This is a genomic window from Abiotrophia defectiva ATCC 49176, from assembly GCF_037041345.1.
In the GTDB taxonomy this organism is placed as follows: Bacteria; Bacillota; Bacilli; order Lactobacillales; family Aerococcaceae; genus Abiotrophia.
Map to the genome: position 1 here is coordinate 852781 of NZ_CP146287.1, position 17493 is coordinate 870273.

The window sequence follows — 17493 nt, forward strand, 5'->3', positions numbered from 1 at the left end:
TAACATGGCGAGTCTAAGTGCAGGGGATTAACCCCGAAAGAAAAATAAAGGAGGTGCTTGAATGTACGCAATTATCAAAACAGGCGGAAAGCAAGTAAAAGTAGAAGTAGGTCAAACAATCTTCGTTGAAAAACTCAACGCAGAAGCAGGCGAAACTGTTACCTTTGACCAAGTAGTCTTAGTAGGTGGCGAATCAACTAAAGTTGGGACTCCATTAGTAGAAGGCGCTTCTGTAGTGGCTAAAGTTGAAAAACAAGGCCGTGCTAAGAAAGTCGTAACGTTTAAATACAAACGTCGTAAAGACTCTCATCGCAAACAAGGTCACCGTCAACCTTACACTAAATTAGTTGTTGAAGCGATTAACGCTTAATTCTTATGATTAAGATCAAAGGCCAAGTGGATACCAAAGGCGCTATCCGTCAACTTGAACTGTCCGGTCATGCCGGTGCAGGAGAGTATGGCGAGGATATTGTCTGTGCGGCAGTATCAAGCCAGGTTATCTCAGTAGAGAATTCACTTGAACGATTAGTCGGGTTGCCCTACGACGTCCAAGTCGATGAGGTAGCAGGTGGCTACTTGAAGCTGACGGTTCCGGCTTGTTCTAACAAGCAACAGGAGCATGATGCGCAAGTCTTATTGCGTCATTTGGTGTATGCTTTGGAAGTCTTGGCTGACAATTATCCAGAGTTTATACACTTGAAGATTAACCAAGCAAAATAGGAGGTGCTCGAGAATGTTGAAATTAAACTTACAATTATTCGCCCACAAAAAAGGGGGGGGTTCGACTTCGAACGGTCGTGACTCTCGTGCAAAACGTTTAGGTGCTAAAGCAGCTGACGGCCAAACCATCACTGGTGGTTCTATCTTATACCGTCAACGCGGTACTAAAATCCACCCAGGGGTAAACGTTGGTAAAGGTGGCGACGACACATTGTTCGCATTAGTGGACGGCGTGGTACGTTTCGAACGTAAAGGTCGCGACAAGAAACAAGTTTCTGTCTACCCAGTAGCAGTTGAAGCTTAATAATGAGAGAGGTTAGGACCTAGTCCTAGCCTCTTTTTTGCTTCTTACTTAAGTGTAAAATCTGGCTCTATGCCCATTTGCCGGGCTTTTGAGTAGCTATGGGTTTCTTCATGCTCAGTCCTATGGTATAATATGTGTACTATGTAGGGAGGCCTATCACAGCATGCAAAAAGCAAAGCATCCGAATCATGCCAAGCAGTCAGGACAGCGCTTCTTGGCCCAGATTCGCTATAACTTCAGCCGTATGGATTGGTGGATACTCTTGATTGTCGGTCTATTGAGTGTCTATAGCCTGATTATGGTCTATAGTTCAACACAATATTTATTGGAGAACGGAGCAACAGTTCCCACGCCGCTGCACTATCTTAGCCGTCAAATGTTTGGGATTGGCTTAGGGCTAGCGGTATCGGCAGTGGCTATTTGCCTGCCTTATCGACTCTATATTGAGCCTTTCTGGCTCTTTACAGCCAATGGCCTGATTGCCTTCTTAATCTTACTGACGCGTTTTATCGGGGTATCCGGTGGTGGGGCCAAAAGTTGGCTCAGCTTTATGGGCTTGAACTTCCAACCAGGTGAGTTGGCTAAGATTGGTTTGATTCTCTTGATGGGTGTTCTCTGTGTCAAGTCAAGACGTGAAGTGCTACTGACTAAAGAACGTTGGTTTGCCAATATGGACTATGAATCTGTCATTTCCATCGGTTTGATGCTTTTGGATTTAGTCCTCATTTTTTTCCAGCCTGATATGGGGATGTTTATGATTATTTCAGCCACTTTATTGTTGGTGGCCTTAGCCTTAATCATGAATAGCAAAACCCAAAAAGGCGTCTTATTAGCACTTGCATTAGTAGGTGTCGGGCTTGTCACCTGGATTTATACCAATGCGGATAAACTGGCGACCAGTGACCAATATCAATTACGGCGTTTTGGTTCCTTTGTTAACCCCTTTAAGTATGCTAAAGCAGCGGGTTACCAATTAGTTAACGCCTATATCGCCATTAGCCGTGGTGGTCTCTTTGGTCGGGGGATTGGTCATTCCTTGACCAAACAAGAAGGTTTACCAGCGGGTCATACGGACTATATTCTGGCAGTGATTGGGGAAGAGTCAGGCCTAGTTGGCCTCGTGTTGGTAGTACTTCTACTATCGGCCTTAATCTTTCTCTGTTTCCGTTGGGCCGCCAAGAGTCAAGACACTTTCCGACGCGCTGTCTTCACCGGGATTGGCTGTCTGCTCTTAGTTCAATCAAGCCTCAATATCGGTGGGGTATCCGGCTTGGTGCCTCTGACCGGGGTTACCTTACCCTTTGTCTCCTATGGGGGGACCAGTATGGTCTTGACTATGATGTTGGTCGGGGTCTTACAAGTCATGATTATTGAAGAAAAGCGGGTCTTAGAAGCGCAAGTTTCGCAAGTAAAGGAGGACTATCATGGAATTTAAGATGGTCAAGCGTAAAGAGCTTATTGTCTGGCTCTATTCCTTGAAACAAGTCAAGAATATTCGAAAATACGGTCATGTTCACTATATTAGTGATCGTCTACGTTATGTGGTACTCTACGTCAATGCCAATCAAGTAGACCAAGTGACCCAACAACTCAATCGCCTACACTTCGTACGTAAGGTGGAAGGTTCCATGCGCGATGATATCGACATGACCTTTAAGGATGCTATTCCTAACCGCAAGGATCCGGACCTCAAGCCAGAGAGCGAGAAGGGCAACTTGGCCGGCCAACACAAGGATAATTTCTTATCTGATTTGGCCTCTTCGCTAGATAAGAACGAGGCGGCCTCTGAGAGTGGGGCGCCAGCATGAGAGTAGTCGCAGGTCGTTATGGCAGCCGTCCACTTAAGCCTGTTCCAGGTCTCAACACGCGGCCTACTACCGACAAGATTAAGGAAGCCATCTTCTCATCCTTGGGTGGCTTTTTTGATGGCGGCCTTTGCCTGGATTTCTATGGGGGCAGCGGGGCTCTAGCTATTGAAGCGGTCTCTCGTGGTATGGACCGCGCGGTCATGACGGAAAAGTACCGTCCGGCCTTACAGACCATTAAGCAAAATGTCGCCATGACCAAGGAAGAAGACCGCTTTACAGTTTTGGCAGGAGACAATCGCAAGAGTCTTCAAAGCCTAAAAGTCTCAGAAGCAGACTTGGTCTTTGACTTGGTCTTATTAGATCCACCCTATGCCAAACAGAAACTAGTAGAGGATATGGAATGGTTGCAAACCCAAGGCATAATTGGTCCCGAGACGACCCTGGTCTGCGAGACCGATGATGTGACGGACTTGCCAGAGGTCATTGCCGGCTATCAACGCTATCAACACAAACGCTATGGCCAAACCCGGATTCATTTCTACGGGATGCCAGAAGCGGATTAAGGAGGAAGGCCTATGGCCGACAGACAAGAAACCGTGGCCCTCTTTGCAGGGAGTTTTGATCCCATTACCTTGGGACATGTGGATTTGATTGAACGGGCCAGTCGCCTTTTCAATCGTCTCTATGTGGTGGTGGGAGTTAATGCCCTCAAACAGCCACTCTTCAGCTTAGAAGAGCGCTTAGGCCATTTACAGGCTTGCTTGGGTCATTTACCTAATGTGTCAATCCAGGTGCTAGAAGGCCAACTCATGGCCGACCTAGCCAAAGAACTTGGGGCCACTTGCCTAGTTCGCGGTCTGCGCCATTCAGGGGATTATGTCTATGAATTACCCATTGCCCAAGCCAATCGGGGCCTCAATCCTGACCTGGAGACCATTTTCCTGCAAGCCCAGCCAGCCTATCAGCACATTAGCTCTAGCCTGGTCAAGGAGATTGCCAGCTATGGCGGCGATTTGACCAGTTTGGTGCCAGCTAACCTTCTTGGTCCTCTCCAGTCTAAATATCAAAGTAAAGAAAGCGACTGAATCTAGGGATTCAGCGCTTTTTTAAATGGGCTAAATGACGCCTTTTTCCTTTATTTTAGGGCTAAGGATTGGTAAAATAAAAGAGATGTCAAAAGAGAAAGAGGGAGACCATGAAGCTATTATTTGTTGGCGATATTGTGGGCACAGCGGGTATGGAGGCCTTAACTAGCTATCTGCCTTATCTTAAGCAAACCCACCGGCCCCAAGTAACCATCGTCAATGCAGAGAATGCCGCCGATGGCCGAGGCTTGACCGAGAAACTCTACAAGCAAATTTTAAGCCTGGGTGTAGAAGCTATTACCCTGGGTAACCACGCCTTTGATAACCGGGACCTCTATCACTTCATCGAAGGAGCCAAGCCTTTGGTCCGTCCGGCTAACTTGCCAGCCACGACGCCAGGCAAGGGCATCCATTATGTGCGCTATAACCAACATCAAGTGGCGGTCATTAATGTCCTGGGCACTGTTTTTATGAACCCAGTCACCAGTCCCTTTCTCATGATTGATGAACTAGTAGATCAGGCCCGTAAGCAAACGCCTTTTATCTTTGTAGATTGCCATGCGGAAGCGACTAGCGAGAAGTTGGCCCTGGCCCACTATTTAGATGGCCGCGTGTCTGCTGTTGTTGGGACCCATACCCATGTTCAAACCAATGATGCCAAGGTCTTGGCAGGAGGCACTGCCAGTCTGACTGACGTGGGCATGACAGGAGCCCAAGACAGTATCCTGGGCTTTGCGGCCAAGGAAGTCATTCAGCGCTTCACCAGTCAGTTGCCAACACGCCTAGTTCAAGAAAACAAGGGGCCATTGGTGCTCAGTGCCTGCTTGATTGATTTAGATGATAAGACAGGGCTTGCCAAGTCCATCGTGCCTATTCAGGTGACTCAGGAGTCCCTAAGCAAATACTATTAAGAAGGGAGGACACCCTCCGTGGCTGCAGAAGCTAAAATGACGCCCATGATGGCGCAATATCATGAAATTAAAGCCCAATATCCGGATGCCTTCCTTTTCTATCGTTTGGGGGACTTCTATGAGATGTTCTTCGACGATGCCCTTAAGGCTGCCAAGATACTGGAAATTACCTTGACCTCCCGTAATAAGAAGGCTGACAATCCCATTCCCATGTGTGGGGTTCCTTATCATTCCGCCAAAGACTATATCAAACGTTTGATTGAGTCGGGTAATAAGGTGGCCATCTGCGAGCAGGTGGAAGATCCTAAATTAACCAAGGGCATGGTCAAACGGGAAGTGGTTCAAGTCATTACCCCTGGGACCCTTATTGAAGAAGAAGCTCTTGAAGTTAAGGAGAATAACTACTTAGTAGCCTTGCGCCAGGAAGGCCAGATCTTCTACCTGGCGGCCATTGATGTCTCTACTGGGGAAATTAAAGTCACCCAAACACCAAGACAAGCTCAACTCTTTAGCGAGCTCTATGCCCTCAAGCCAAGCGAGATGGTAGTCGATAGCAGTTTGGATGCTGATATCAAAGACCAAATCAGCCAGCAATTGGCTATTTATCTGTCTAGCTTTGACTTGACCGACCAGACGGAAGTTGGGACCCAGTGGCTGCTAGACCAAGCCAGCCCTCAAGAAGCCAGCCTCTTGAATCTCCTGCTAGCTTATCTTTACAGCATTCAAAAACAAGCCCTAGGCCATCTACAACCCGTAGTCCGCTATGCTTTAGCCGATTATCTGCAGATGAATCATTTTGCTAAAAGTCAGTTGGAATTAACCAAGTCTCTGAGAACAGGGCGTAAGAAGGGCAGTCTGCTCTGGTTGATTGATCATACCAAGACGGCCATGGGTGGCCGCATGCTGCATCAGTGGCTGGAAAAGCCCCTGATTGACGAAGGTATTTTGCGACAGCGCCACCAACAGGTGGCTCAGCTCATGTCGGCCTACTTCGAACGTTTAGACTTGATTGCAGCCTTTGAGACCGTCTATGACTTGGAGCGACTGGTGACGCGGATTAGTCTAGGGACTGCCAATGCTCGTGACGTGGACCATCTGCGCCAATCCCTTGGTCAGATTCCGCATATTAACCGGATTTTAGACGGACTCAATGCTAGCCAGAATCAGGTGCTCTTTGAGCGCTTGCCGGATTTTCAGGAGCTCTATCAGCTCATTGATACAGTTTTAGCGGATGAACCCCCAATATCAGTGACCGAAGGCAATATCATTCGGCCGGGCTACCATGAGGAATTGGACCAATACCGGGATGCCTTGGCTAATGGCCACCAATGGTTAGCAGAATTACAGCAACGTGAACGTGAGAGAACGGGGCTTAAGACCCTCAAAGTCGGCTACAACAAGGTTTTTGGCTACTACATTGAAATGAGCCGCCTTCAATCAGCTAACTTTGATGATCCGCGCTATATCCGCAAGCAAACCCTCAGTAATGCGGAGCGGTTTATTACGGAGGAACTCAAGCAACTTGAGACCACCATCCTGGGTGCCCAAGAAAAGGCCACCCAGTTAGAATACCAGCTCTTCACCGAGCTACGCCAAGCCATTGCGGCTTTTACAGGCCAGTTACAGACCTTGGCTAGCCAGATTGCCAGCCTAGATGTCTTGGCTAACTTTGCCAGTCTAAGTGAGCGGGAAGATTACTGTCAGCCAGAATTGGTGGCAGAAGCCAAGCATTTCCAACTGGAGGCTAGCCGCCATCCAGCCTTAGAAAAATTAATCGGTAAGGCTGCTTTTGTGCCTAATGACTTTGTCCTCTTACCAGACCAGCCTCTGCTGCTTTTAACAGGTCCTAACATGTCAGGGAAGAGTACCTATATGCGACAGATTGCCTTCTGCGTCATTCTCAACCAGATTGGTTGTTTTGTGCCAGCCAAGTCGGCCAAGCTGCCAATTGTCGATAAGATTTTCACCCGGATAGGGGCTTCTGATGATATTTCTAGTGGTCAGTCGACCTTCATGGTGGAAATGATGGAAACCAATGTGGCCCTGCGCGAAGCGACCCCACGATCGCTCCTGCTCTTCGACGAAATCGGGCGGGGGACTGCCACCTTCGATGGCATGGCCCTTGCCGAAGCCATTCTTTATTACCTGGCTCAAGAAGTGCAAGCAGCCACCGTCTTCTCCACCCACTACCATGAATTGACTGATTTATCGACTAAATTACCAGTCTTACGCAATATTCATGTGGGTGCCACCGAGCAAAAGGGCCAAGTGGTCTTCCTACATAAGATTTTGGAAGGGGCTGCCGACAAGAGTTATGGGATTCACGTCGCCAAACTAGCAGGCCTGCCACAATCTCTATTGGTTCAAAGCCAGGAAGTCTTGCAGGAATTGGAGTCTAACAGCCAATGGCTGAGACGCCAAGAACCAGAAAGTGACGGCCAGCTTTCGCTCTTCGACCTGCCGGCGACTAAGCCTTCGCCTAAGGTTTTGAGAGAAGACCAGGAGCGAGTGCTCAAGCAATTGGCTGATTTGGACATTAACCAATTAACACCACTTCAGGCCCTAGAAGGCCTAGCAGCCATGCAAGATCAATTAAAGTAATTTTCTAAGAAGTTATTGAAAGGAGGGATTTCATGGGCAAGATTCAACAAATGCCAGAAGCCTTAGCCAACCAGATAGCGGCCGGTGAAGTCGTAGAACGTCCCGCTTCGGTCGTTAAGGAGTTAGTGGAGAATGCCATTGACGCAGGCGCCCAGACCATTCGGGTGGAGCTACGAGAAGCGGGAATTCAGCAGGTTAAGGTTATTGACGATGGGGAAGGCATGGATGCTGAAGATTTGGTCAAGGCTTTTCTGCCTCACGCCACCAGTAAGCTCTATGATGTCCATGACCTCTTTCAAATCAAATCACTGGGTTTCCGGGGTGAAGCCCTAGCCAGTATTGGGTCTGTCGCCAAGGTCCGGGTAGAATCCATGCAAGCCGGAGCTAAAGCCGGTCACTATATTGAGATTGCCGGCTCTCAGGTGCAAGCCCAGGGCATGACCAGTGCCCGCAAGGGAACGACCTTGACCGTAGATAGTCTCTTCTATAACACGCCAGCCCGTCTTAAGCATTTGAGTAGTCTGAAGACGGAGCTCAAGCATAGCTTGAACTTTATTCAGGATATTGCCATGGCCTATCCCGACATTCGCTTCCACTTGGTAAATGACGGCCAAACCATCTTCCAGTCCTTCGGGACAGGGGACTTGCGCCAGACCATTGCTAATGTCTATCAACCGGCTCTGGCTCGTCAGCTCATAGCTTTAGAGGCGGAGAATCTAGACTTTAAGATTCGAGGCTATATCTCGCCACCTCAGTTGACCCGGACTTCTAAGCACTATATCCACTGGATGATAAATGGCCGGGCTGTTCGTTCCTATGCCTTGACAGAGCTCTTGCTTCGGGCTTATGGCCGCCAACTTATGATTGGCCGCTATCCTTTGGCCGTCATTGCTATTGAGTTAGATCCTCGTCTAGTAGATGTCAATGTCCATCCAACCAAGCAGACTGTCCGTCTTAGCAAGGAAAGTGAACTAGGCCAATTGTTGACCCAGGCGGTGGTGGAGAGTCTAGCCAGCCTCAACCCTGTGCCAAATGCCCAGGTTCAAGAACTGGCAGGAGGCCGACTCTTCCACCAAGCAGACAAAGCCAATCCTCAAGGTCCAGTAGCAAGCCAAGTCATGCCTCTGGACTTGGACGGTAAGGGGAAGGAGCCGACATTTGACTCGGCTTATGAGGAAGACGATGACTTAAGGTCTAGCCAAGCAAGCCGACCAAGTCAGCCAGCTCAATCAGCGCCAGTCAGCCGGGTGGCTGAAAACTTAGCGCCTGATTGGCAGGAGGGACAAGTGGAGCCGGTAAGCAAGTTTGAGGAATCAGAGCCTAGCCCTAGTCAGCCAGTTCAAGCGACACCAGAGGAGTCTCATAAGGAGACCCAAGCTCAGCCTAGTGGCAGTCAGGACTTACGCCCAACTTTTGGTCACTTACGCTATGTCGGCCAGATTCATGGCACTTATTTGATTGCGGAAAGTCCAGAAGGCTTCTACCTGATTGACCAACATGCGGCCCAAGAGCGGATTCGCTATGAGGCCTTTATGAAGCAGGAAATGGACACCAAGACCCAGCAAACCCTCTTGTTACCTTATCTCTTCCACTTTAGCCCAGCTGAGTTAGCAGGATTAGACCAAGTCTTGCCAAGGCTGGAAGAACTGGGCATTGTCTTAGAAGCCTTTGGACCTAAAACCTATCAATTGTCTTCTTATCCAACCTGGTTGGAAGCACATGAAGTGGAGCAGACGGTGCGGGATCTGACCGAACGCTTGGTCAAACAACCAGATTTAAGCATTAACCAAATCAAGGAAGCCGCCTTGATTATGCAGTCCTGTCGGGGCGCCATTAAGGCCAACCACTACCTAGACGATCGTCAGGCTAGCTACCTTATTCAGGCTTTGGATGGTTTAGATGATCCTTTCCACTGTCCACATGGCCGGCCAGTCTTTGTCCAAATTACCGACAAGACCCTGGAAAAACTATTCAAACGGATTCAAGATCCACACCAAGGAGGTCACCAATTATGAGTCAAGAACACTATCAAGAAGCCATCAAGGGCTTAAATGAAATCCAATACAAGGTTACCCAAGAAAATGCCACCGAACGACCTTTTAGTGGCGAATACGATGATTTCTATGAGAAGGGCATCTACGTAGACATTGTGAGTGGAGAACCTCTCTTCTCAAGTGCAGCCAAGTATGATGCGGGCTGTGGCTGGCCGGCTTTCTCTAAGCCAATCCAAGCCTCTGAAATTGTCGAAAAAGAAGATGCTTCTCTAGCTCGCGTGCGGACAGAAGTGCGTTCTGCTAAGGCAGACTCCCATCTAGGCCATGTCTTTGGCGATGGGCCTAAGGAACTAGGGGGCTTACGCTACTGCATTAATTCAGCAGCCCTACGCTTCATCCCTTACGAAGAAATGGATGAGGCTGGATATAGCGACTATAAACAATACGTGGAGTAAAACTAATGTATGAATTTATCCAAGGGGAGCTGGTCCAAATCCAGCCCCTTTATCTTGTAATTAGCGCAAATGGTGTGGGCTATCGCCTGCTCTGCGCCAATCCCTACCGTTGGCAGGGGGAATTTCACCAGCAAGTCCTCTGTCCGGTAGAATTAGTGGTCCGGGAAGACGCCATGACCCTCTATGGTTTCCGTGATCACCAGGAGAAGCAACTCTTCAATACCTTGCTTAAGGTATCGGGGATTGGGCCCAAGAGTGCCTTATCCATCTTGGCCTTGGACGACCACGCTGGCTTAATTCAGGCCATTGATTCTGGGGATTCAACCTACCTGACCAAGTTCCCAGGTGTGGGTAAGAAGACCGCCCAGCAAATGATCTTAGACTTAAGTGGCAATCTGGATTTCCAAGCTCATGCGCAAACGCAAGCATCGGCTCCAGTCAGCCAACAGCATTTAGAAGAAGCCTTAGAAGCCCTGGCTGGCCTAGGCTATTCGGCCAAGGAAATTAAGAAGGTTGAGAAGCCACTACAAGAAGCTGGCCTGACTTCCACTCAGGAAATGCTGAGTGCAGCCTTCAAGTTATTAAGAAAGTAGAGGAGGGGCGACCATGTCTCATGATGAACGTGTGCTGTCAGGTAACTGGCAGCCAGAAGACGAGGGTAACCTACTCAGTCTACGGCCAAGTCGCCTGTCTGAATACATTGGTCAGTCCAAAATCAAAGACGAAATAGCCATCTATATCCAAGCAGCCAAGCAAAGGGAAGAGGCCTTGGACCATGTCTTGCTTTATGGGCCACCAGGTCTAGGTAAGACCACCATGGCCATGGTCATCGCCAATGAGATGGGGGTAGGGCTCCACACAACCAGTGGGCCCGCTATTGAACGGTCGGGTGATTTATTGGCCTTGCTCAACGAATTAAGCCCAGGCGATATTCTCTTTATTGATGAAATCCACCGCCTACCTCGGGTCATCGAAGAAGTCCTCTATTCGGCCATGGAAGATTATTTTGTCGATATTATTATTGGCCAGGGACCTTCGGCTCACCCAGTCCACTTTGAGTTGCCTCCTTTTACCTTGATTGGGGCGACCACACGGGCGGGTTCCCTGTCCAAGCCTTTGCGGGATCGCTTCGGTATTGTCTCCCACATGCAATTCTATACACCAGATGAATTAGCTCTGATTGTAGAGCGGTCTGCCGATGTCTTCGAGACGCGTATTGATTCTGAGGGGGCGCGGGAAATCTCCTTGCGTAGCCGGGGGACACCACGTATTGCCAACCGTATTCTCAAGCGGGTTCGCGACTTTGCCCAAGTCAAGGGCCAGGGCGTGGTCGATTTAAGGATGGCCCAAACTGCCTTAGAAGTCTTGGAAATCGACCAATATGGCTTGGATGCTATCGACCGTAAGATTCTCAGCTGTCTGATTGAGTTTTATGGTGGCGGGCCAGTAGGGCTTAATACCTTGGCCGTCAATATTGGCGAAGATACCGAAACCCTGGAAGATATGTACGAACCTTACTTGGTGCAGAATGGCTTCATTCAGCGGACTCCGCGGGGTAGACAGGCGACTGCCTTGGCCTATGAGCACCTAGGCTATGCCTATTCCAACCCAGAAGATAGAGAGAAAGTAGAGTAAAGCTAGAAATGTTAACAACCAAAGATTTTGATTATCACTTACCAGAGCACCTAATTGCTCAAACGCCTTTGGCGGACCGGGCGGCTTCTCGCTTATTGGTTTTAGACCGCCAAACGGGCCAAAAGCAGGATTTGCACTTTGATCAAATTATTAATTTTCTCAATCCAGGCGATGCCTTGGTAGTCAATGAGACCCGGGTTATTCCGGCCCGCCTCTTCGGTATCAAGCCGGAGACTGGCGGACACTTGGAGGTCCTGCTGCTTAATAACACTCAAGGTAATCAATGGGAATGTTTGATTAAGCCGGCTCGCCGCGCCAAGACTGGGACTCAGATTGTCTTTGGCGAGGATGGTCGTCTGACTGCCACCGTCGTTTCTGAAGGGGACCATGGGGGGCGGATCATTGAATTTTCCTATGAGGGAGTCTTCCTAGAAATTCTAGAATCTCTAGGTCAAATGCCCTTGCCACCTTATATAAAGGAACGTCTAGAGGATGCGGATCGCTACCAGACCGTCTATGCTAAGGAAAATGGTTCCGCCGCTGCCCCAACAGCAGGCCTTCACTTCACCGATGACCTCTTGGCAGCTATCAAGGCCAAGGGGGTAGAGATTATTCCCCTGGTCCTACATGTGGGCTTGGGCACCTTCCGACCAGTCTCTGCCGATAGCATTGAAGACCATGAAATGCATGCTGAATACTATCAATTGAGCCAAGCCTCAGCTGACGCTATCCAGGCCGTTCAAGCGCGTGGTGGCAAGATTTTTGCTGTAGGAACTACTAGTGTCCGTACCCTTGAGACCATCGCTGCTAAATTTGATGGTCAAGTTCGAGCAGATTCTGGCTGGACTCAGATTTTTATCTCGCCGGGCTTTGAATTTAAGGTAGTTGATCACTTGATTACCAACTTCCATTTGCCATGTTCCACCTTGGTCATGCTGGTATCAGCCTTCTATAATCGGGAGGCAGTCCTAGCGGCCTATGAACATGCGGTGGAGGCGGAGTATCGCTTCTTCAGCTTTGGCGATTCCATGTTAATTCTATAAAAATAAGCGTCTCCCCAGGGAGACGCTTTTATATTACGGCAAGCAAAAAAAGGCTAGGACAAAATAGTCCTAACCTTAGGAATGGTCACATTGTAAATGTTGGCTACCCCAATCCTTCATGGCGCTAATAATAGTCACTAGGCTCTGACCGGTATCCGTCAAGCAGTAGGTGGAGCTGACTTGATTGGCTTGTGACTCCTTGTGGTTGATAATCAAGCCATTGGCTTCTAGCAGCGCTAATTGTTGTTTGAGCATCTTGGGGCTGGCGCCATCCAATTCCTTGTGGAGCTGGCCAAAGCGTTGGGGTCCCTGGCTGAGGATTTCAATGATGCGGGGCACCCATTTCTTGCCTAGGAGAAGGGCCAAGGCTTCGCTGGCACATTCCGTCTTAATTTCAGAATCTGGCGTATAGTAGACTACTTGCGACATGGCGACCTCCTTACAAGATAGAATTAGCGGTTAATGAATGACAGGATGACTGAGCCGACTAGGGTGCCGACCATCAAGAGAACCATGAGAATGGCTGTAACGCGGACCAGCAGGTCCATCTTGCTTTTTTTCTTTTTAGGGGCGGACGGGTAGTTCCGCTCATGCAATGACGACATTAGGACGCCTCCTTTTGTAATTTCAGCCCTAATTTTACCCCAAAGCCTAGTGACTTTCAATCACTTTGGCCTAGAAGCAGAATTAATCAGCTATTTCTGGCACATATTAAGCGCAAAACTTTAATCGTAGGTCCATTTATGCTAAAATAAGACCGTTAAAAGTAAAAAGACAAATTGGAGGAATTGGATCAATGACTAAGCAACAAATTGGTGTCGTTGGTATGGCCGTGATGGGTCGTAACATTGCCTTAAATATTGAAAGCCGTGGCTACAGTGTCTCACTCTATAACCGTACTGGCTCTAAAACGACTGAGGTTTTGGAACAAAACCCAGGTAAGAACTTAGTAGGGACCTACACAGTAGAAGAATTCGTCAACAGCCTTGAATCTCCACGTAAGATTCTCCTCATGGTTCAAGCTGGCCGAGGGACGGATGCAACCATCGACGCACTCTTGCCACACTTAGACAAGGGTGACATTGTCATTGATGGTGGGAACACCTTCTTCAAGGATACCATTCGCCGTAGCGAACGCTTGGCCGAATTAGGCATTAACTTTGTTGGGACTGGGGTTTCCGGTGGTGAAGAGGGTGCCTTACATGGTCCTTCTATCATGCCAGGTGGGCCTCAATCAGCCTATGAATTAGTGGCGCCAATCTTGCGCGATATTTCAGCAAAAGCACCAGAAGATGGAGAACCATGCGTGACCTACATTGGCGAAAATGGTGCGGGTCACTATGTTAAGATGGTCCACAACGGGATTGAGTATGGGGACATGCAGTTAATCGCAGAGTCTTACGACCTCTTACACCGCGTCCTTGGTTTATCTGCTGCTGAGATTTCTCAAATCTTTGGCGAGTGGAACAAGGGTGAGTTGGACAGCTTCCTCATGGAAATCTCAACTCAAATCCTCGCAACCGTCGACCCAGCAACTGGCAAGCCAATGGTAGATGTGATCATGGACCGAGCTGGTAACAAGGGGACAGGTAAGTGGACCTCTCAATCTGCCTTAGACTTAGGGGAGCCATTGTCTCTGATTACGGAATCTGTCTTCGCCCGTTACATTTCAACCTTCAAGGAAGAACGCGTGGCAGCCAGCCAAGTCATTCCTGGGGTTGATTTCCAAGCTAACTTATCTGAAGCAGATAAAAAAGACATCATTGAAGCCGTGCGTCAAGCCCTCTATTTCTCTAAGATTGTCAGCTATGCCCAAGGTTTCGCTCAAATGAAAGCTGCTAGCCAAGAATACGGCTGGACCCTCAACTATGGCGAAATTGCCAAGATTTTCCGTGCAGGCTGTATCATTCGTGCTAAGTTCTTGCAAAAGATTACCGATGCCTACAGCAAGAACCCTGACTTAGACAACCTCATGTTGGATGACTACTTCCTCAATATCTTAGGTAGCAACCAAGCTGCGGTTCGTCGCGTGGTGACCTTAGCTATTCAAGCAGGGATTCCAGTGCCAACCTTCTCAAGTGCTTTGGCCTACTATGATTCCTACCGTTCACCAGTCTTACCAGCTAACTTAATCCAAGCGCAACGCGACCTCTTCGGGGCTCACACCTACCAACGCGTAGACCGCCCAGGGACCTTCCACTTCCACTGGAACCAAGGTCGTGAGGAGCAATTAGAAGACTAAAATAGTCTAGCCAAGTCCATAGGACTGTGATACAATACCAACTAGAATATGCAGTAAGCAGGAGAGAGTAGTCTGTCCTAGCCTCAGACAGCGAGCCGGGATGCTGAGAGCCGGTAGAGGTCAACAGATGAAGCGCACTCTTGGATACTATTTAGGTGAAGGGCCGAGGCCTGCTAGCCTAAGTCGGAGCCCACTCCGTTATCAAGTATAAGGGTTGCCCGCCGTTTGCCGGCAACTGAAGTAGAGTGGTACCGCGTATTAATTAGTCACTAATTCGCCTCTAGATTTCCCTTAGGGATATCTGGAGGCTTTTTTCAAATTTTCCATCTCATCAAACAATAGGAGGCACACAATGAATCAAAAATCAGCCGTCGTGTCAGCCCTCAGCCCAGTCTTGGCTGAGCACCTGACCGAGCAAGCAATTGAACAGTTAATTGAAGTTCCAAGTCATGCTGAGCATGGTGACTTGGCCTTTCCAGTATTCCAACTGGCTAAGGTCTTCCGCAAGGCCCCTCAAGCCATCGCCCAAGAGGTAGCAGAGCAAGTAGACGCCAGCAAGTTTGACAAGGTAGTCGCTATGGGGCCTTATGTCAACTTCTTCCTCAAACGTGGCGCAGTAGTCAATGAAACCTTGCACGCGGTCCTAGAAGGGGGCGCTAGCTATGGCCAGTCAGACCTAGGTCAAGGTCGTAACGTCGTTATCGACATGTCTTCACCTAACATCGCCAAGCCAATGTCTATGGGCCATTTGCGTTCAACAGTGATTGGGAACTCCATTTCGCTTATCTTGGCTAAATTAGGTTACCAACCGGTTCGCGTCAATCATTTGGGTGACTGGGGGACACAATTTGGTAAGTTGATTGTGGCTTACCAAGGCTGGGGTGACGAAGCCACGGTTAAGGCTGACCCAGTCAAAGAATTGGTTAAGCTCTATGTTGATTTCCACGAAAAAGCTGAAACCCAACCAGAACTAGAAGACCAAGCACGGGCTATCTTCAAGCGCTTAGAAGATGGCGACCCAGAAATGTTAGCCCTCTGGCAATGGTTCCGTGAAGAGTCTCTTAAAGAATTCCAAAAAGTCTATGACCTCTTAGAAGTAGAGTTTGACTCCTATAATGGGGAAGCTTTCTACAACGACAAGATGGATGAAATCGTGGACCTCCTTGAAGAAAAAGGCCTCTTATCGGTTGATAATGGTGCTACCTTGGTTCACTTGGAAGATGAGACGCTGCCACCTGCTTTGATTAAAAAATCAGACGGTTCGACCCTCTACCTGACGCGTGACTTGGCGACAGCTTACTACCGTAAGCGGACCTATGATTTTGCTAAGAACCTCTATGTCATGGGGAGCGAACAAAGTGTTCACTTCAAGCAACTTCAAACTGTCTTAGAGATGATGGGCAACGAATGGGCAAAAGATATGGCCCATGTGCCGTTTGGTTTGATTACCTTGAATGGGAAGAAACTGTCTACCCGTAAAGGTAAGATTGTCCTCTTGGAAGAAGTGCTTAAGGAAGCGATTAGCCTAGCTCGTCAACAAATTGAGCTCAAGAACCCAGGTTTGGAAAACAAGGACCAAGTTGCCCGTCAAGTAGGGGTAGGGGCTGTTGTCTTCCATGACCTCAAAACTGAGCGTATGAATAGCTTCGACTTCAACCTGGAAGAAATCGTCCAATTTGAAGGGGAAACTGGACCATATGTTCAATACACCCACGCTCGTTCTCGCAGCATCTTGTCCAAGTACGGGCAAGAAGTCGACTTGTCAGCTGAATTTGACCTATCGGATGACTATGCTTGGGAAGTAGCTAAGAAATTAGCAGACTATCCACGCATTATCCGTCAGGCGGGTGACCGTTACGAGCCATCCGTCGTGGCTAAGTACTTGGTACAGTTGGCACAATTATTTAATAAATACTATGCTAATAGTCGCATCTTAGATCAAGATGCCGGCATTGTTTCCCGGATTGCCCTGGTAGCAGCTGTGGCTCAAGTCCTCAAGGATGGGCTCCATCTCTTAGGCCTTCACGCGCCAGACAAAATGTAAGCAAAGCAAAAGGGGCGCCAGTCGCCTCTTTTGCTCAGAAAGGATGACAAGATGTTAAGCTATTGCCTCTATGACCATGCCTTAGGTCAGCTGCCAGTCGTTGCCCATCAAGGGCGTCTAGTCTATATTGGCGCCTTTGGCGAGTCTCTGACGGACTGTCAGGCTGACTTAGACCCCAAAGGTCGCTACCAATGGCAGGAGCAGGAGCTGCCTGAGATTTGCCTAGCCTTGGATCAGTATTTTAGTTGTCAAGCCCCCCTAGACTTAGCCTATGACTTTATCAAGGGCACCGACTTTCAGCAGGCAGTATGGCGGGCCTTGGCCCAGATTCCCTATGGCCAGACCTGTTCCTATAAGGAATTAGCTCAGGCTCTGGGCCGGCCTAAGGCAGTGCGTGCCGTGGCCAATGCGGTAGGCCAGAATCCTCTTAGCATCCTCCTGCCTTGTCACCGGGTCTTGGCTCACGATGGCAGTCTGGGAGGCTATCGTGGTGGATTAGGTATGAAGACCTATCTCTTGAACTTAGAAGGGACTGGGCCTAAGAAATAAATGAGTCCAACTAAAAAGTCCAGAAGCTAGTTGCTTTTGGGCTTTTTCTGTTTGGAGCCCATAGAGTGTGTATATTTTGGCACTGATTATGCAAAAATATAG

19 protein-coding genes and 1 other annotated feature (1 of these 20 only partly in view) are annotated in these 17493 nt (G+C 48.7%); of the genes, 17 read left to right on the forward strand and 2 right to left on the reverse strand.

Annotation, left to right across the window (positions count from 1 at the left end; genetic code table 11):
* Nucleotides 1-25 (forward strand) — a sequence feature (ribosomal protein L21 leader region) (it extends 47 nt beyond the left edge of the window).
* A 36-nt stretch (nt 26-61) separates the two neighbouring features.
* From rplU to queA, 14 genes are all read left to right on the forward strand, one after another.
* A complete protein-coding gene (gene rplU / locus V7R82_RS04070; protein ID WP_298076876.1) occupies nt 62-370 on the forward strand; it encodes a 50S ribosomal protein L21 in 309 nt (102 codons plus the stop codon).
* A 5-nt stretch (nt 371-375) separates the two neighbouring features.
* On the forward strand, nt 376-720 hold the full coding sequence (locus V7R82_RS04075) for a ribosomal-processing cysteine protease Prp (RefSeq protein WP_023391945.1): 345 nt from the start codon (nt 376-378) through the stop codon (nt 718-720).
* A 13-nt stretch (nt 721-733) separates the two neighbouring features.
* Nucleotides 734-1024: a 50S ribosomal protein L27 gene (gene rpmA, locus V7R82_RS04080; protein WP_070755088.1), complete on the forward strand. Its 291-nt coding sequence runs from the start codon at nt 734-736 to the stop codon at nt 1022-1024.
* 163 nt (nt 1025-1187) lie between these two features.
* On the forward strand, nt 1188-2459 hold the full coding sequence (locus V7R82_RS04085) for an FtsW/RodA/SpoVE family cell cycle protein (protein WP_314211351.1): 1272 nt from the start codon (nt 1188-1190) through the stop codon (nt 2457-2459).
* On the forward strand, nt 2449-2832 hold the full coding sequence (locus V7R82_RS04090; RefSeq protein ID WP_314211350.1) for a YlbG family protein: 384 nt from the start codon (nt 2449-2451) through the stop codon (nt 2830-2832). Before V7R82_RS04085 ends, V7R82_RS04090 begins: the two co-directional genes overlap by 11 nt.
* On the forward strand, nt 2829-3395 hold the full coding sequence (gene rsmD, locus V7R82_RS04095) for a 16S rRNA (guanine(966)-N(2))-methyltransferase RsmD (protein WP_314211349.1): 567 nt from the start codon (nt 2829-2831) through the stop codon (nt 3393-3395). The genes V7R82_RS04090 and rsmD overlap by 4 nt, the downstream gene beginning before the upstream one ends.
* Before the next feature lie 12 nt (nt 3396-3407).
* A complete protein-coding gene (coaD, locus tag V7R82_RS04100) occupies nt 3408-3917 on the forward strand; it encodes a pantetheine-phosphate adenylyltransferase (protein WP_311468954.1) in 510 nt (169 codons plus the stop codon).
* Nucleotides 3918-4027: 110 nt separating this feature from the next.
* Nucleotides 4028-4828 carry a TIGR00282 family metallophosphoesterase gene (locus tag V7R82_RS04105; protein WP_338543560.1) on the forward strand — a complete coding sequence of 267 codons (801 nt, stop codon included), beginning with the start codon at nt 4028-4030 and terminating at the stop codon, nt 4826-4828.
* Between the two features lie 18 nt (nt 4829-4846).
* Complete coding sequence (gene mutS / locus V7R82_RS04110) at nt 4847-7429, forward strand: DNA mismatch repair protein MutS (RefSeq protein WP_422388388.1); 2583 nt, start codon at nt 4847-4849, stop codon at nt 7427-7429.
* A 32-nt stretch (nt 7430-7461) separates the two neighbouring features.
* Entirely contained in the window at nt 7462-9444 is a 1983-nt protein-coding gene (gene mutL, locus V7R82_RS04115; RefSeq protein ID WP_314211347.1) for a DNA mismatch repair endonuclease MutL, read from the forward strand.
* On the forward strand, nt 9441-9878 hold the full coding sequence (gene msrB, locus V7R82_RS04120; RefSeq protein ID WP_070755080.1) for a peptide-methionine (R)-S-oxide reductase MsrB: 438 nt from the start codon (nt 9441-9443) through the stop codon (nt 9876-9878). The genes mutL and msrB overlap by 4 nt, the downstream gene beginning before the upstream one ends.
* Before the next feature lie 5 nt (nt 9879-9883).
* Nucleotides 9884-10471 carry a Holliday junction branch migration protein RuvA gene (gene ruvA, locus V7R82_RS04125; RefSeq protein ID WP_314211346.1) on the forward strand — a complete coding sequence of 196 codons (588 nt, stop codon included), beginning with the start codon at nt 9884-9886 and terminating at the stop codon, nt 10469-10471.
* A 13-nt stretch (nt 10472-10484) separates the two neighbouring features.
* Complete coding sequence (ruvB, locus tag V7R82_RS04130) at nt 10485-11513, forward strand: Holliday junction branch migration DNA helicase RuvB (protein ID WP_314211345.1); 1029 nt, start codon at nt 10485-10487, stop codon at nt 11511-11513.
* 8 nt (nt 11514-11521) lie between these two features.
* Nucleotides 11522-12556, forward strand: coding sequence for a tRNA preQ1(34) S-adenosylmethionine ribosyltransferase-isomerase QueA (gene queA, locus V7R82_RS04135; protein WP_291427664.1), 1035 nt, complete (start codon nt 11522-11524; stop codon nt 12554-12556).
* Nucleotides 12557-12631: 75 nt separating this feature from the next.
* On the opposite strand, the gene V7R82_RS04140 is transcribed toward queA, so the two are convergent.
* A complete protein-coding gene (locus tag V7R82_RS04140; protein WP_070755076.1) occupies nt 12632-12985 on the reverse strand; it encodes a winged helix-turn-helix transcriptional regulator in 354 nt (117 codons plus the stop codon).
* A gap of 23 nt (nt 12986-13008) precedes the next feature.
* A complete protein-coding gene (locus V7R82_RS04145) occupies nt 13009-13161 on the reverse strand; it encodes a DUF4044 domain-containing protein (protein WP_143227627.1) in 153 nt (50 codons plus the stop codon).
* 191 nt (nt 13162-13352) lie between these two features.
* On the opposite strand from V7R82_RS04145, the gene gndA reads away from it, so the two are divergent.
* The 3 genes from gndA (at nt 13353) to V7R82_RS04160 (ending at nt 17391) form a co-directional block, all read left to right on the forward strand.
* Nucleotides 13353-14798, forward strand: a complete 1446-nt coding sequence (gene gndA / locus V7R82_RS04150; protein ID WP_070755075.1) for an NADP-dependent phosphogluconate dehydrogenase — start codon at nt 13353-13355, stop codon at nt 14796-14798.
* Nucleotides 14799-15150: 352 nt separating this feature from the next.
* Nucleotides 15151-16842, forward strand: a complete 1692-nt coding sequence (gene argS, locus V7R82_RS04155; protein ID WP_338543564.1) for an arginine--tRNA ligase — start codon at nt 15151-15153, stop codon at nt 16840-16842.
* A 51-nt stretch (nt 16843-16893) separates the two neighbouring features.
* A complete protein-coding gene (locus V7R82_RS04160; RefSeq protein ID WP_338543566.1) occupies nt 16894-17391 on the forward strand; it encodes a methylated-DNA--[protein]-cysteine S-methyltransferase in 498 nt (165 codons plus the stop codon).
* The last annotated feature ends 102 nt before the right edge of the window (nt 17392-17493 follow it).

What these genes read in the sequence shown, in the direction of transcription:
- coaD (WP_311468954.1), top strand. Translation starts at nt 3,408, where the DNA reads ATGGCCGACAGACAAGAAACCGTGGCCCTCTTTGCAGGGAGTTTTGAT.
- gndA (WP_070755075.1), top strand. Translation starts at nt 13,353, where the DNA reads ATGACTAAGCAACAAATTGGTGTCGTTGGTATGGCCGTGATGGGTCGT.
- V7R82_RS04075 (WP_023391945.1), top strand. Translation starts at nt 376, where the DNA reads ATGATTAAGATCAAAGGCCAAGTGGATACCAAAGGCGCTATCCGTCAA.
- V7R82_RS04140 (WP_070755076.1), bottom strand. Translation starts at nt 12,985, where the DNA reads ATGTCGCAAGTAGTCTACTATACGCCAGATTCTGAAATTAAGACGGAA.
- rsmD (WP_314211349.1), top strand. Translation starts at nt 2,829, where the DNA reads ATGAGAGTAGTCGCAGGTCGTTATGGCAGCCGTCCACTTAAGCCTGTT.
- rplU (WP_298076876.1), top strand. Translation starts at nt 62, where the DNA reads ATGTACGCAATTATCAAAACAGGCGGAAAGCAAGTAAAAGTAGAAGTA.
- mutL (WP_314211347.1), top strand. Translation starts at nt 7,462, where the DNA reads ATGGGCAAGATTCAACAAATGCCAGAAGCCTTAGCCAACCAGATAGCG.
- V7R82_RS04090 (WP_314211350.1), top strand. Translation starts at nt 2,449, where the DNA reads ATGGAATTTAAGATGGTCAAGCGTAAAGAGCTTATTGTCTGGCTCTAT.
- queA (WP_291427664.1), top strand. Translation starts at nt 11,522, where the DNA reads ATGTTAACAACCAAAGATTTTGATTATCACTTACCAGAGCACCTAATT.
- V7R82_RS04160 (WP_338543566.1), top strand. Translation starts at nt 16,894, where the DNA reads ATGTTAAGCTATTGCCTCTATGACCATGCCTTAGGTCAGCTGCCAGTC.
- V7R82_RS04105 (WP_338543560.1), top strand. Translation starts at nt 4,028, where the DNA reads ATGAAGCTATTATTTGTTGGCGATATTGTGGGCACAGCGGGTATGGAG.
- ruvA (WP_314211346.1), top strand. Translation starts at nt 9,884, where the DNA reads ATGTATGAATTTATCCAAGGGGAGCTGGTCCAAATCCAGCCCCTTTAT.
- rpmA (WP_070755088.1), top strand. Translation starts at nt 734, where the DNA reads ATGTTGAAATTAAACTTACAATTATTCGCCCACAAAAAAGGGGGGGGT.
- argS (WP_338543564.1), top strand. Translation starts at nt 15,151, where the DNA reads ATGAATCAAAAATCAGCCGTCGTGTCAGCCCTCAGCCCAGTCTTGGCT.
- ruvB (WP_314211345.1), top strand. Translation starts at nt 10,485, where the DNA reads ATGTCTCATGATGAACGTGTGCTGTCAGGTAACTGGCAGCCAGAAGAC.
- msrB (WP_070755080.1), top strand. Translation starts at nt 9,441, where the DNA reads ATGAGTCAAGAACACTATCAAGAAGCCATCAAGGGCTTAAATGAAATC.
- V7R82_RS04085 (WP_314211351.1), top strand. Translation starts at nt 1,188, where the DNA reads ATGCAAAAAGCAAAGCATCCGAATCATGCCAAGCAGTCAGGACAGCGC.
- V7R82_RS04145 (WP_143227627.1), bottom strand. Translation starts at nt 13,161, where the DNA reads ATGTCGTCATTGCATGAGCGGAACTACCCGTCCGCCCCTAAAAAGAAA.